Source organism: Stenotrophomonas sp. ISL-67 (assembly GCF_018612915.1).
Classification (GTDB): domain Bacteria; phylum Pseudomonadota; class Gammaproteobacteria; order Xanthomonadales; family Xanthomonadaceae; genus Stenotrophomonas.
Map to the genome: position 1 here is coordinate 287,552 of NZ_JAGGRL010000002.1, position 13,407 is coordinate 300,958.

Sequence of the window (13,407 nt, forward strand, 5' to 3'; positions counted from 1 at the left end):
GGCGCACAAACGATTGATGAGGAGAGACATCATGAACCACCGCAAGAGCCTGCTTTCGGCAGCCATTTTCAGCTGCCTTGCCTTCGGCGCCCACGCGCAGGACGCACAGCCCTCCCCCACCGACCTGGACACCGTGATCGTCACCGGTATCCGCGGGTCGATGGAGAAATCCCTCGACACCAAGCGTGAAGCCAATGCGCGCCTGGAAGTGGTGACCGCCGAAGACGTCGGCAAGCTGCCGGCGCACAACGTGGCCGATACCCTGCAGCGCCTGCCGGGCGTGAACATCAGCTCGGCCAGCGCCGACGAAGGCGGCTTCGACGAGGCCGACCGCGTCAGCCTGCGCGGCACCAGCCCCAGCCTCACCCAGACCCTGATCAACGGCCACAGCGTCGGCTCGGCCGACTGGTTCGTGCTCAGCCAGGGCAACAATGTCGGCCGCAGCGTGAGTTATTCGCTGCTGCCGTCCGAACTGGTCAGCTCGGTGGAAGTGAACAAGTCCTCGCAGGCCAAGCTGCAGGACGGCGGCACCACCGGCACCGTGAACATCATCACCCGTACCCCGCTGGGCTTTGCCAAGCAGTTCACGGCGGAAGCCTCGGTAGGCGCGGTGCGCTCGGACCAGGCCGACTCGACCGATCCGCAGTACTCGGCCCTGTTCAACTACAAGAACGACGCCAACACCTTCGGCGTGCTGGTACAGGGCTTCTACCAGAAGCGCGAGCTGCGCCGTGAAGCGCAGGAAATCCCGGGCGGCTTCTTCGCGCTCAAGGCGACCGACCCGGTGGTGGCAGGTATTCCCGACGAGGCCAACCCCGGCCAGTTCCTGCAGGCACCGCGCCCGGACCTGGAAGGCCTGTCCATTCCCGGCCTGCTGGGTTCAACCCTGTTCGAGCAGACCCGCAAGCGCAAGGGTGGCATGGTTACCCTGCAGTGGAAGCCGATCGACACCCTGACCCTGGGCCTGAGCGGGTTCACTTCCGAACTGGAGGCGAACAACTACAACCGCAACTTCATGATGTTCGGCAGCGGCTTCGGCAGGACCCAGGCCCCGGACCCGGGTTACACCGTGGTCGATGGCGTGATCACCAACGCGACGTACACCGGCGTTCCCGGCACCAATTACGGCGTGTACGACATGATCTACCGTGAGGCCACGGCGAAGACCAGCTACGTCACCTTCGATGCGGATTGGCAGATCAACGACAATCTCACCGCCAAGTTCCAGGCCGGCACCACCAAGGGCACCGGCGAAACCCCGCGCCAGTTCATCGCCGAAGTCACCGTCGGCCAGGGCGGTGGCGCATCCTACGCCAGCCATGGCGCCGGTTCGCCGGTCGATTGGAACATCGGGGGCGACCTCAGCGAAGCCGGTGTCAGCAGCTTCGGCACCTGGGGCAACCAGCTGGTCAAGGCCGAAGACAAGGAAGACTGGGCGTCGCTGGACTTCAACCAGTACTTCAGCGACGGCGGCACGCTGAGCTCGATCGACTTCGGCGTGCGCTTTGCCGACCACGAACGTGAGGCATTGTCCCCGGAAGGCGCGACGCCGGGCGATATCTGGTCGGCCCTGCAAGGCAGCCCCACCGGCCAGTATCCGGGCAACTTCGCCAGCGGCGTCGGCGGCACCTTCCCGCGCAACATCTGGTACTACACCCCGGACGCGCTGAAGAACGCCATCATCAACAACTCCACCTGGCTGTCCAACAATGACGGCGCAGATGGCCGCCACAACTACGGCGCCGAATGGAAGGTGAAGGAAAAGAACTTCGCCGGTTACGTCCAGGCCAACTTCACCGGTGACTGGTGGAGCGGCAACGTCGGCCTGCGTTACGTCAACATCAAGCAGGACATCGACACCTTCCTTGCGGTCAACGACCCGGCCCGTGCGGACGTGAGCAGCCTGTTCGGCATGTGGCAGCGCCAGGCCTTCCAGAACAAGCATGATCGCGTGCTGCCGAGCGCCAACATCAAGTTCGACCTGGACGACGACCTGGTGCTGCGCGTGGCCGCGTCGCAGACGCAGACCCTGCCCGACTACTCGGCGCTGGGCGCGTCGGCGTGGGGCTCGGACCTCAACAAGACCGGCGGCGGTGGCAACCCGAACCTGAAGCCGACCCTGTCGAGCAACCTCGATGCCAACCTGGAGTGGTACTTCATGCCGCGCGGTCTGGTGTCCGTCGGTGCGTACCATATGCGCCTGAAGGACTACATCGCCTTCGACGTGGTCCAGCGCCAGCTGTTCAGCGAGCTGACCAACCAGCTTGAGACCTACGACATCTCCACCCCCATCAATGCCGATGGCCAGGTCACCGGGGTGGAAGTGGCCTACGAACAGCCGATCGGCGATTACTTCGGCGTCAACGCCAACTACACCTACGCCAATGGCAAGACCGACCACACCTGGGCCGATGGCACCAACAACCTGCTGGGCACCTCCAAGAACACCTACAACGTGGGTGCGTACTTCGAGAACGAACGCTTCGGTGCCCGCGTCAGCTACACCCGCCGTTCGTCGTTCCTGATCAGCCTGTCCGGTGCCAACCCGTACTACCAGGATGATTTCGGCACACTGTCGGCGTCGCTGAGCTACAAGGCCACCGACTGGCTGAGCATCAGCCTGGATGGCCTGAACCTCAACAACCCGACCTACAAGTACTACCAGAGCGCGTTGATTCCGACCTCGTTCTACTCCAACGGTCGCCAGTACTATCTGAACTTCCGCTTCAAGTACTGATCCGGCATGGGGTGTGCCGGCCAACGGCCCGCGCTACCCGTGGGCCGTACCGCCCCACCAAAAACGGGCCCGGATCCGGGCCCGTTTTTTTTTTCACACCGCACCAAAGGAATGACCCGATGCATACCCGCACCCGTCGTACCTCGCTGTCGCTGCTGTCGTTCGCACTGGCACTCTCCCTCGTGCCGCTGGCCCATGCCAGCGATGCCCAGGCAGCGAACGGCCCGCGCGCCCTGCCCGGCACGCTACCGCTCATTCCCGCCCCCGCCCAGCTGCAACGCCTTGGTGGCGCGGGCTACACCGTCACCGCCGCCACCGCGCTGCGTGCGCAGGGCGCTGCCGCCCAGCGCGTGGCCGGCCTGTTCGCGACCCAGCTGCAGCACAGCGGCGGCCCTGCACTGACCGCTGCCAACGGAAGCAGCACCGATGGCATCCGCTTCGTGCTCGACGGCACGCTCAAGACCGGCGCGGAGGGCTACCAGCTGCGCAGCGATGCGCGCGGGGTGACCGTGCAGGCCGCGACCGAGGCGGGCCTGTTCTATGGCGCGGCCACCCTCTCGCAGCTGCTCACCGGCGGCAGCGACGGCGTGGTGCCGGCACTGAAGATCGACGACGCGCCCCGCTTCAGCTGGCGCGGCCTGATGCTCGATTCTGCCCGCCACTTCCAGAGCCTGGACGAGATCAAGCGCGTGCTCGACGCGATGGCCGAACAGAAGCTCAACACCTTCCACTGGCATCTCACCGATGACCAGGGCTGGCGCATGGAAATCAAGCGCTACCCGAAGCTCACCGGGGTGGGCAGCTGCCGCATTCCGGCCGGCGATGGCGGCCGTGATCCGGTTACCGGCGCGCCGCGCCCGTACTGCGGTTTCTATACCCAGGACCAGATCCGTGACGTGATCGCCTATGCCGCCGCGCGCCACATCCAGGTGATTCCGGAAATCGACGTGCCTGGCCACGCCACCGCCGCGATTGCCGCCTACCCCGAGCTGGGCACGATCGATACGCCGCTGCAGCCGCTGAGCGAATGGGGCGTGTTCCCGAACCTGTTCAACACCGAGGAGAGCACCTTCGAGTTCCTGGAGAACGTGCTGGAAGAGGTGATCGCGCTGTTCCCCGCCAAGTACGTCCATGTCGGCGGCGACGAGGCGGTGAAGGACCAATGGGAAGCGTCCGCGCGCGTGCAGGAGCGCATGCGCGAAGTGGGCGCTGGCACCGAGAACGAAATGCAGGCGCACCTGATCAAGCGCCTGGAGAAGTACCTGGAGCAGCACGACCGCCGCCTGATCGGCTGGGACGAAATCCTCGAAGGCGGCCTGCCGCCGGAAGCCACGGTGATGTCCTGGCGCGGCACCGAAGGTGGCGTGAAGGCCGCCAGCGAAGGCCACGACGTGGTGATGTCGCCGGTCACCGACATGTACATGGATTACCTGCAGACGAACTCGGAGAACGAGCCGCCGGGCCGCCCGCTGACTACCCCGCTGGGCCGAGTGTACGGCTTCGAGCCGGTGCCCGACGCATTGGCGAAGGACAAGCAGCAGCACATCCTGGGCCTGCAGGCCAATATGTTCACCGAGCACACCCGCAGCGTTGCGCGCCTGCACCACAACGTGTTCCCGCGCCTGGCCGCCGTTGCCGAAACCGGCTGGTCGCCGCGCGACCGCCGCGACTTCGCCGACTTCCTGGCCCGGCTGCCGTCGCAGCTGCAACGCTGGCAGGCGATGGGCATTGCGTACGCGCAGACCCCGTTCGAAGTGGAAGCGGACGTCACCAGCGACCGCAAGGCCGGCACCGCTACGCTGGCACTGCGCACCCCGCTCAACTACGAGATCCGTTACAGCGTGGACGGCAGCCCGGTCACGGCGGCGTCGCCGCGCTACAGCGCGTCACTGACCCGGCCGCTGCCGGTGGGCGTGCAGGCTGCAACGTTCTTCAACGGCCAGGCGCTGGCCAAAGCGGCCAGCCGCTTCGACATCACCGCGCAGTCGCTGCTGTCCCGCACCGACGAGCACCTGGCCATGTGCCCGGGCGAAGGCAAGCTGCTGCTGCGGCTGGAAGACGACGGCCCGGCCGACGGCGGGCGGGCGATCTTCAACGTCAACATCTTCAACCCGTGCTGGTTGTGGGAAGGCGCGGATGTGGACGGTATCGCCACGCTGCGGGTGCGCGCAGGGCAGATCCCGTACTACTTCCAGCTGGCCCATGACGAACCGCAGCGACGCTTCGTGGCGGCCCGCAGTGCGCATGGCGAGATGGACATCCTCAACGCGCAGTGCGATGGGACGCCGCTGGCCAGCGTGCCGCTGCCGGCCACGCCGGGTGCCGATGGCTTCATCACCCTGGAAGCGGCGCTGCCGCGTTCGTTGAAGGGCCGCCAGGACCTGTGCGTGCGCTTCACCGGCGATACGCGGCCGACGATGTGGGTGTTGGACGAGTTCACGCTGGTCCCGCGTTGATGCCGACAGGGTGTCGGCCAATGGCCGGCACCGTGTTTGAAAACACGGAACGTCGGTCGGTAGGGTCGGCTCCCAAGCGACCGCAGTGAACGGATCAACGTTCGCTGACGCATGACCTGCAACGAAGCAAACGCCGTTGCCGTTGATTGCAATGCGTTACCGGGGTTGCAACCGTAATCGGCGGTCGTCTGGGGACCGACCCTACCGTGGCGTTTCAGCCACGCAACCGTAGCAATGCATCACGCAGCGGCGTAAATGCAATGGCCATGCCGGCGAGCACACCCACGCTGTTGGCCAACGCATCCATCGGGTCGGCCATGCGCGTGGTGGTGAGCGCGCCCTGAAGGAATTCGATGCCCACTCCCAGCAGCACCAACCCGGCACTGGCCCACAGCAACGCCGCACGCGTGCGGTAGATCTGCACCGCGGCCGAGGCCAGCAGGAAATACGCCAGGAAATGCTCGACCTTGTCGCTGTTCTGCGGCAACGCCAACGGCGGCGGCGGGATCAGGCAGACCACGATCGTCACCACGATCGCCAGCCACCACAGCCCCAGCCAGACGCGCGCAAAGCGCAGTGGCTTCAACATCCCTGTCGCCTTCATCTCAGAGCCGCCAGGTCAGGTCGCCGAGCAGGAACGCCGGATCGAAATCCACGTCACGCTGGAAGCCCATCACCTGGAAGCGTTCGCCCATTTCGCTGGGCAGCGTGAGTTTCTTGACCTGGTCGCGCAGGCGTACCTTGCCGATCTCATCGGCGCGCGCTTCGGCCAACGCCAGCAACCCATCCAGGCCGTTGCCGAGCAGGAAGCTGGACTGGGTGCAGTAACCGGCCAGCTCGAATCCCGCATGCGTGCCGGCTTCGGCCAACGCGGTGAAATCCACCGACGCGGTCAGGTCCTGCAGGCCCGGCCACAGGAACACGTCGTTGTGCACGTGGTGGCGGTAGAACGCACGCACGGTGCCATCGTCGCGGTCATCGCGGTAGTACTCGTTGCGCGGGTAGCCATAATCGACGAACAGCATCGCGCCACGCTTCAGCCCGCCGGCCACCGCCTGGATCCAGTACGGCAGGTGCGGCAGCAGCTCGGAACGGTAGCCATCGGCGAACGGCTTTTCACGGTAGCGCTCCAGGTGCCGCACCGCCGAGGTGAGCATGGCATCGGCCGGCTGCGCACCCCGGATGAAGCGCCCGTCGGCATCCAGTTCCACGGTTTCTTCGTAGACCATGCCGTCGCGCGCAAGGAAGCGCGGGGTCGGCAGGACATCGATCACTTCGTTGGCAAACACCACGCCGTCCCAGTCGTCGTCGAACGGGCCGTCCAGCCATTCCACCAGTGCAAAGAGCGGTGGCACCAACGCCTTCTCCAGGCGCTCGCGCTGGCGCTCGCGCAGGTCCGCGCTGGGTTCCAGGATCGCGTAGCGCTCGGGCAGTGCATCCAGTTCCAGCATGCGCTTGAGCAGGACCTCGGCGAACGCACCGCTGCCGCCGCCCAGTTCGAGGAAGCGCGCCTGCGGGCCGAGCTGCTGCATCACCGGGGCGATGGCATTGGCCAGGGTAGCGGTGAACAGCGGGCCCAGTTCCGGCGCGGTGGTGAAATCGCCCGCCGCACCGAACTTGCTGGCACCGGCGCTGTAATAGCCCCAGCCCGGTGCATACAGGCTCAGCTCCATGAACCGGGCGAACGGCATGGCGCCGCCATTGGCCAGGATTTCCGCGCGCAGGGCGGCGGCCAGTTCGTCGCTGTGGGCCAGGGCGTCGGAATCGGGCGTGGGCAGGGAAGAATGCATGGTGCAGGCGATTGCGGTGACAATGCACAGCATAGCCGAGCAGCAAGGAGCCCCGATGACCGCCACCACACCCGTCGTGCTGATCACCGGCAGTGCGCGCCGGATCGGCGCGGCCATTGCCCGCCAGTTCCACGCCTGCGGCTGGTCGGTGGTGCTGCATGCGCACACGTCCACCGCCGAACTCCAGCAGATGGCCTTCGACCTGGACATGCTGCGGCCGGGCAGCGTGCTGGCCCTGCAGGCCGACCTGCGCGATGCCGAGGCCCTGCCCGACCTGGTCGAACAGACCGTGGCCCAGTTCGGGCGGCTGGATGCGCTGGTCAACAACGCCTCCAACTTCTACCCCACCCTGCTCGGCCAGATCACCGCCGAACAGTGGGACGACCTGTTCGCGGTGAACGCCCGCGCCCCGCTGCTGCTGGCCCAGGCCGCCGCCGCGCAGCTGCGCCGCCACCAGGGCTGCATCGTCAACCTCACCGACCTGCACGGCACCCAGCCGATGCGCGACCACCCGGTCTACGCCGCAGCCAAGGCCGCGCTGGAAATGATCACCCGCTCACTGGCGCTGGAGCTGGCGCCGAAGGTAAGGGTCAATGCGGTGGCGCCGGGCGCGATCCTGTGGCCCGAACAGGGCAAGGACGACTATGCCCAACAGGCGCTGCTGGCACGCACCCCCCTGGGCCGCACCGGCACGGTGGAGGAGATTGCCGAAGCGGTGTACTGGCTGGTCAACGACGCCCCGTTCGTGACCGGGCACACGCTGCGGGTGGATGGGGGGCGGATGTTGACGTGATGGGGGCCGTTGGTTGATTGATCCCGATCCCAATGGGCCCGTAACGGTTCGTAGCCCCGGCCGTTGGCCGGACACCGCGCGCAACGCGGCCCAAGCGTCCGGAGCCGGTCACTCGATGGTTGTGGCCAACACCCCGGCGTTTACACGTTCCGAAGCCGCGCGTCAGGCGTTCATGTCGCCGGATCGAAGAGCAGCCGGCCAACGGCCCGCGCTACCGCCGGCTTCGGATCGTCTAAACGTCGGGCGGAGTATCGAAACCGCATTCTGCCGTCTCCGGATACTTGGGCCGCGCTGCGCGCGGTGTCCGGCCAACGGCCGGGGCTACGAATTCATACGGCCCCATTGGGATCGGGATCAATCAACCATTGGCTTCGGAGGGTTGGCGATGCCCGCGATTGGATGCTGTCACCCCAGTTCCACGACCTCGAATTCGTCATCGAATTGCCGGTGCGCCCGCCACAACGTCGCCAGGTCCAACCCGCTGACGGGGTCGACGAACGCCGGCGCGATATCCGCCAGCGGCTTCAACACGAAGGCATGCTTGAGCTCGGGGCGCGGAATCCGCAGGTGGCCGGGACCTTCCACGATCAGGTCGCCGTAGAACACCACGTCGATGTCCAGGGTGCGGTCGCTGAAACGCGGCCCGCTGCGATCGCGGCCGTGGGCGTCTTCCAGCGCGTGCAGCCACTGGTCCAGCGCTTCCAGCGGCGCATCGGTCTCGATGGCAACCGCATTGTTGAGGAAGGCCGGGCCGTCGAAGCCGACGGCAGCGGTGCGGTACGCCGGGGATACCCGGATATCGCCGAAACGCCCGCGCAGCGTAGCTACCGCAGCGTGAAGATGCTGCTGCGGTTGCAGGTTGCTGCCCAGGCTCAAGAGCACAGTGGTCATGGTATTCAGCGTACGTGGGGCGAATCCACACGGGGCCAACGGGGGCACCGCATAGAATCGGGGTGCACATCATAGGACACCGACATGACCTATTGCGTCGGCATTGCGGTGGATGAGGGCCTGGTCTTCGCCGCCGATACCCGTACCAACGCGTCTTTGGACGACGTGCGCGTGCACCGCAAGCTGCACGAATTCGAGTTTCCGGGCCAGGCGGCATTCGTGATCATGGCCGCCGGCAACCTGGCCACCACCCAGCTGCTGATCTCGCGGCTGCATCGCGACGTGGAGGAACAGCGCCCGGAGAACCTGCGCGCCTACCGGCACCTGTTCGAGGTGGCCGAGTACGTGGGCCGGGTGCTGGTCGACAGCCAGGTCAAGTGCAGCACGCCCGAACACGGCCATGACGGGGTCAACACCCAGGCGACCCTGATCCTGGGCGGCCAGGTCGGCGGCGAACACCCGGGGCTGTACATGATCTACCCCCTGGGCAATGCGATTGCCGCCTCGCCGGAAACGCCCTTCCTGCAGATCGGCGAATCCAAGTACGGCAAGCCGATCCTGGACCGCATCATCCGGCCGCACACCCGCCTGGACGATGCGGCGCGCACGGCGATCGTGTCGCTGGATTCGACCATACGCTCCAATCTTTCAGTGGGCCTGCCGGTCGACCTGGTGCTGCTGCGTGCCGGCGACCTGCGCGTCAGCCACCGCATGCGCCTGGCCGGCGACAGCCCGCTCTACGCCGAGATCCACGGCAACTGGTCGCGGCGCCTGGAACAGGCCGTGGCCAGCCTGCCCAGCTTCCCCTGGGAAGACGGGTAGGCCGGACCTACCCTCCCGCCAACGCTTCGGCCACCGAGCGGAACACCTGCTGCATTTCCAGCGGTTTGCGCAGCACGTGTACCTCCACACCCTCGGGGAAACCCGGCAGCGGTACCGGCACGCCAGCCTCTTCCAGCACCAGCACCGGGCCGCGATAACCCAGCGCGGCCATCTCATCCAGCAAGTGGCTGGCCGAGAGCAGCTTGGCGCCGGCATCGGCGATCACCAGCGCCGGCATCGCTTCCTGCTGCATCCAGCGCAGGGCCGCGCCGCCGTCGGAGGCCAGCTGGAGGTGATACCCCTGGCTGGACAAGGCGTTGCCCAGCAGCGACAACCGGGTGGCTTCGCCATCGACCACCAGGATCGACTGACCCGTGCCGGCCGCCACCGGCAGTTCCTCTGGTGCGGCATCGGCGGGCGCTTCGCGCATGGGCAGCAGAAGGTCGAAGCGGCTGCCCACCCCTGGCGTGCTGTCTACCCGGATGCTGCCCTGGGCGCCTTCGATGATGCGCTTGCACGAGATCAGGCCCAGCCCGGTGCCATTGGCTTTGGTGGTGAAGAACGGGTTGAACAGGTGTGCCAGCACTTCCGCGCTCATCCCCACGCCTTCGTCGGCCACCGAGATGCGCAGCCATTCCTGGCCGTGCCCATCGGGGTCGGCCACCGCGCGCAGGGTCAGGCGCCCGCCGTTGGGCATGGCCTGGATCGCATTGAGCGCCAGGTTCAACAACACCTGCTGCAGTTCGGTGTAATTGGCATGCACGGCCAGGCCGGGGTCGTCCACGTCCAGGTGCAGGCTGACCTGGGAGGGCAACGTACTTCGCAACAGCAGCTCCATCGCCTCGAACAGGTGGGCGACCTGGATCCGCTCGCTGGGGCTGCGCGAGCCACGCACGAACGACAGCATCGACTCGGCCATCTCATGCCCGCGCCGGCCACATTCGGCGATCACGTCGGCCAGGTGGTGCAGGTGCGGATCGTCGGTGCGGGCCTTGAGCAGCTCGGGCATGATCAACAGCGGCTGCAGGATGTTGCGCAGGTCATGGCTCAGCCCGGCGGCAAGCAGCGACAGGCTTTCCAGCCGCTGCGCGCGCATCAGCTCGGCTTCCACCCGCTGGCGGTCGATCGTGCCGCGCGCCTCGCGCACCGCACGCGCCACCGCCGAAGGCAGCCGCGCCGGCTGGTGCTTGATGATGTAGTCGTTGGCGCCCTGGTGCAGCGCGGCCACGGCGTTCTCCTCGCCGATCGTGCCCGACACGAAGATGAAGGGAACGTCCGGGTGCCAGCCGCGCACGATTTCCAGTGCCTGGTTGCCGGAGAATCCGGGCATGGCGAGGTCGGACAGTACGATGTCCGGCGCAGAACGCAGCAGCGCATCGCGAAGTTCGGCAGCGGTCTCGACACGCTCGAAGCTGGCCTCCAGCCCTGCGTCGAGCATCTGCTCGCACATCAGCTCGGCATCTTCGGGCGAATCCTCCACCAGCAGGATGCGCAGGTGTCCCAGCGGGGAGCCGGTGAGCGGCATGGGTTATTCGACCTCCGGGGCCTGGTTGATCACCGCCCAGAACTTGCCGAGCGTCTGCACGGCACCGAAGAACTGGTCCACGTCCACCGGCTTGACCACATAGGCATTGACGCCCAGGTCCCAGCTGCGGGCCAGGTCGTTCTCCTCGCGCGAAGAGGACAGGATCACCACCGGCAGGCGCTTGAGTTCCTCGGCACTGCGGATCTGGCGCAGCACTTCCAGCCCGTCCATGCGCGGCATCTTGATATCCAGCAACAGCACCGCCGGCAGCCCTTCCTCGCGGTGGGCGAAGGCACCCCGGCGCAGCAGGTAGTCCATCGCCTCCACGCCATCTTCGACGTGCACGATGGGGTTGGCCAGGCGCGCCTCCTTCAAGGCATCGATGGCCATTTCGGCGTCGGCGGGGCTGTCCTCGGCAAGCAGGATGGTGCGGAGAGCGGTCATGCGGCGGGGCCTTTGTTGAGTGCGTCGAGGGAGGAAGGCAGCAGGAAGTGGAAGGTGGCACCCTGGTCCACCGCCGATTCGGCCCAGATACGGCCGCCGTGGCGGGCCAGCACCCGGCGCACGCTGGCCAGGCCGATTCCGGTGCCGGGATAATCGCTGGCCTTGTGCAGGCGCTGGAACACGCCGAAGAGTTTGTCGGCGTAGGCCATGTCGAAGCCGGCGCCGTTGTCGCGCACGCTGAACAGGTGGCTGCCATCCGGCTGGCGCTCGTACGCCACCTCGATCCGGGCCGGGTCGGCGTGGGCCGAGTACTTCACGGCATTGCCCAGCAGGTTCAACCACAGCTGGCGCATCATGTTGTCGTCGGACACCAGGATCGGCAGCGCGGCGATCTTCCATTCGATATGCCGCGCCACCCCGGTCTGTTCCGCTTCCGTCTTCGCGTTGGCATCGAGCAGCGCGCGGGTGTCGGCCACCAGCGACTGCATGTCCACGGCCTGCAGGCGCATCGCCGCGCGACCCAGCCGCGAATACACCAGCAGGTCATCGATAAGGGCCGCCATGCGCCGCGCCGAGCCGGCGATCACGTCCAGGTAGTGCCGCGACTTTTCATCCGCGCCCTCGCCCAGATGCCGCGCCAGCTTGTCCGAGAACCCGGCCACGTGGCGCAGCGGCGCGCGCAGATCGTGCGACACCGAGTAGCTGAAGGCTTCCAGCTCGCGGTTGACCTCCGATACCTGCTCCACCTTGCCTTCCAGCTGGCGGTTCAGTTCTTCCACGCGCTGTTGCACGGCGCGCTGCACGGTGACGTCGCTGATCGTCATCAGCACCACTTCATCGTCGCGGTCCGGCAGCGGCATGCGCCGGGCGTTGATCAGCAGGGTGCGCACCTGGTCGTCGTCGGTGCGCTGTTCGTGTTCGAAGTCCCACAGCTCGCGGCCACGCAGCAGCACGTCCATCAACCGCTGGCGCACCGATGGATCGCTCCACGCACCATCGCCCAGGGTGTCGAGGGCGCGGCCATCGGTGCTCCCGTCGTCGGCCAGGCCATACAGCTCGGCGAACGCCGGATTGTGCAGCTGCACCTTCAATTCGCGGTCAAGCAGCACGATCGGCTCCCGCACGGTATGCAGCACCGACGCCGCACGTGCCGAGGCACGCCGCGTGGCACGCTCGGCGGTGGCGCGGTGCAGGATCTGCCGATGCAACAGCCACAGCACCAGGCCGAGCAGCAGCAGCTGCACCACCAGCGCGGTCCACGAGACCAGCTCGCCCTGCCGCTGCTGCCCGGCGAACACCGCCGAGCGTGCGGCCAGCAGCGTGTCCTCGCGGTCCTGCAGTTCCTCGATCAGGCCGCGGATCGGATAGCGGGTGGTGAGATCCTGCACCAACTGGCGCTGGTCGTCTTCGGGCCCGGAGCGCGCCAGTTCCCGGGCCAGTTCCATGCGCCGGTCGAGCAGCGACTGGATACGGCCAATGCGCACCAGCTGCTCGGGGTTGTCGCGGGTCAACTCGGTCAGCCGCGCCAGCCGCTCCGGGATATGGCGGGCCTGGCCGAGGCGCTCGCGCAGGCCGGGGGCATCGATGCCCTTGGACATCGTCAGCGCCGCCGACTCCACGTCGCGGACATCGGCCTGCAGCTGATAAAGCGCAACGCCGACGTCCTGGGTGTGGGTGACCCAGCGCACCGCGTCCAGATTCTCGTCGGAGAGCTTGCGCAGGGTCAACCACGGCACCACGATGATGGCGACAGTCGCCAGCCCGAGCACCGGCAACCGCCAGCGATCCCAGAGTTCATCACTGAAAACCAGCGCCATAGACCCTCGTCAGCTCGCATGTTCCCCTCCCCGCGGCCCTCATCCCGATTCGGGAGCGACGCCTGCGGGGGCGAAGTCCTGAATATACTCCACACCAACGTGAATACGGGAAAGGAGCGGACAGCGCCTGCA

The 13,407-nt window shown here is 66.8% G+C and carries 10 protein-coding genes; 4 read left to right on the forward strand and 6 right to left on the reverse strand.

Annotation, left to right across the window (positions count from 1 at the left end):
* The first annotated feature begins 31 nt into the window (after positions 1-31).
* Positions 32-2,737 carry a TonB-dependent receptor gene (locus J7J08_RS04895; protein WP_214902091.1) on the forward strand — a complete coding sequence of 902 codons (2,706 nt, stop codon included), beginning with the start codon at positions 32-34 and terminating at the stop codon, positions 2,735-2,737.
* Between the two features lie 119 nt (positions 2,738-2,856).
* Positions 2,857-5,193: a family 20 glycosylhydrolase gene (locus J7J08_RS04900; RefSeq protein WP_214902093.1), complete on the forward strand. Its 2,337-nt coding sequence runs from the start codon at positions 2,857-2,859 to the stop codon at positions 5,191-5,193.
* A 214-nt stretch (positions 5,194-5,407) separates the two neighbouring features.
* On the opposite strand, the gene J7J08_RS04905 is transcribed toward J7J08_RS04900, so the two are convergent.
* Positions 5,408-5,782 carry a VanZ family protein gene (locus tag J7J08_RS04905; protein ID WP_251006420.1) on the reverse strand — a complete coding sequence of 125 codons (375 nt, stop codon included), beginning with the start codon at positions 5,780-5,782 and terminating at the stop codon, positions 5,408-5,410.
* A 16-nt stretch (positions 5,783-5,798) separates the two neighbouring features.
* On the reverse strand, positions 5,799-6,983 hold the full coding sequence (locus J7J08_RS04910) for an SAM-dependent methyltransferase (RefSeq protein ID WP_214902099.1): 1,185 nt from the start codon (positions 6,981-6,983) through the stop codon (positions 5,799-5,801).
* Positions 6,984-7,038: 55 nt separating this feature from the next.
* Here J7J08_RS04910 and J7J08_RS04915 point away from each other — a divergent pair, with 55 nt between their 5' ends.
* Positions 7,039-7,776, forward strand: coding sequence for a pteridine reductase (locus tag J7J08_RS04915; protein WP_214902101.1), 738 nt, complete (start codon positions 7,039-7,041; stop codon positions 7,774-7,776).
* 405 nt (positions 7,777-8,181) lie between these two features.
* Here the strand turns inward: J7J08_RS04915 and folK are convergent, their stop codons facing one another.
* Entirely contained in the window at positions 8,182-8,667 is a 486-nt protein-coding gene (gene folK / locus J7J08_RS04920) for a 2-amino-4-hydroxy-6-hydroxymethyldihydropteridine diphosphokinase (protein ID WP_214902103.1), read from the reverse strand.
* 84 nt (positions 8,668-8,751) lie between these two features.
* On the opposite strand from folK, the gene J7J08_RS04925 reads away from it, so the two are divergent.
* Entirely contained in the window at positions 8,752-9,489 is a 738-nt protein-coding gene (locus tag J7J08_RS04925; protein WP_214902105.1) for a 20S proteasome subunit A/B, read from the forward strand.
* A gap of 7 nt (positions 9,490-9,496) precedes the next feature.
* Here the strand turns inward: J7J08_RS04925 and J7J08_RS04930 are convergent, their stop codons facing one another.
* The 3 genes from J7J08_RS04930 to J7J08_RS04940 are packed head-to-tail and all read right to left on the reverse strand — an operon-like array spanning position 9,497 to position 13,275.
* Positions 9,497-11,014, reverse strand: coding sequence for an ATP-binding protein (locus J7J08_RS04930; protein WP_214902107.1), 1,518 nt, complete (start codon positions 11,012-11,014; stop codon positions 9,497-9,499).
* A gap of 3 nt (positions 11,015-11,017) precedes the next feature.
* Complete coding sequence (locus J7J08_RS04935; RefSeq protein ID WP_214902109.1) at positions 11,018-11,458, reverse strand: response regulator; 441 nt, start codon at positions 11,456-11,458, stop codon at positions 11,018-11,020.
* The gene (locus J7J08_RS04940; protein ID WP_214902111.1) at positions 11,455-13,275 is read right to left on the reverse strand and encodes an ATP-binding protein; all 1,821 of its coding nucleotides are present in this window, start codon (positions 13,273-13,275) and stop codon (positions 11,455-11,457) included. Before J7J08_RS04940 ends, J7J08_RS04935 begins: the two co-directional genes overlap by 4 nt.
* Positions 13,276-13,407: the final 132 nt, after the last annotated feature.